Genomic DNA, 1,071 nt, shown 5'->3' on the forward strand with positions numbered 1-1,071 from the left:
TCGGCTTATGCGAGGGTCATTTTAGCGGCTGTTTCGGCCGGTTTTGCCGCGATCGGCCGGTGTGAGGTGGATTGCGGGCGCAGTTAGGCCGTGGCCATCAGCTTTGGCAGCCGGACCAGGTTGTAGGCGGCGACGGTCAGGGCGAACGTCCAATCCACCTTCTCGGTCCCTCGATGGCGTGTTTTGCGAAGGCTTGCGATGGTCTTGATCCAGCCGAAGACCTCTTCGATCCGCTTACGAATGCGCAGGCTGACCGCATAGCCGGGATGCCTCGTCGTGCGCGCATCGAGAGCGCTTCGGCGCAGGATGCCGTTCTTGTCGACATACTCATGCTTGGCAATGTGCGGGGTGACCTTGCGCTTGCGCAGGGCGGCGACAAACTCGCGCGCGTCGTAGGCCTTGTCCGCGCCGAGCGTGATCCGCCGCTTGGCGCCCAATCGATCCACCAACGCCAGTGCCGCTTCCCGCTCGGCTGTCCCGGTCGCCGGCGTCAGCGTCGCGCCGATCACCAAACCGTTGCGGTTCTCCATCAGGACATGACCCATGAAGGCGATGCGCGAGGGTTGGCCCGTGGCCTTGCGGTACAGCTTGGCATCGGGATCGGTCGTGGAAGCATGTGTCTTGTTGGAACGCTTCTCGCCGTGAAAGTCGCGCTCCCCATTGCGACCCGGGCTAGGTGGTTCGCCACTACCGTCCTTGGGACGGAAGCTCTTGATCGAAGCCCACGCCTCGATCAGTGTCCCATCCACTGAGAAGTGCTCATCCGACAGCAGATTACGCCCGCGCGCCTGCGCCACCACGGCGGCCAGGAACTTGCTTGCCACATCGCCCGATAGAAGCCTCTCCCGGTTCTTGGTGAAAACCGTGGCGTCCCAGATCTCGGCATCCATCGACAGGCCGACGAACCAGCGCAACAGCAGGTTATAGCCTAACTGCTCCATCAACTGCCGTTCCGACCGGATCGAGTAAAATGCCTGCAGCAGCAAAGCCCGAAGCAGCTTCTCCGGCGCGATCGAGGGACGACCAACCTTCGAATAAAGTCCCTCAAAATCCGACGACAACACTTCAAGC

At 61.9% G+C, this 1,071-nt stretch carries 1 protein-coding gene; it reads right to left on the reverse strand.

The features are described from left to right. Positions 1-83 precede the first annotated feature (83 nt). Positions 84-1,071 (reverse strand): IS5 family transposase (locus P9272_RS35845; RefSeq protein WP_278164935.1); only part of this gene is annotated, 988 nt, incomplete at its 5' end.

The organism is Mesorhizobium sp. WSM4976, from assembly GCF_029625685.1.
Taxonomy (GTDB): Bacteria; Pseudomonadota; Alphaproteobacteria; order Rhizobiales; family Rhizobiaceae; genus Mesorhizobium.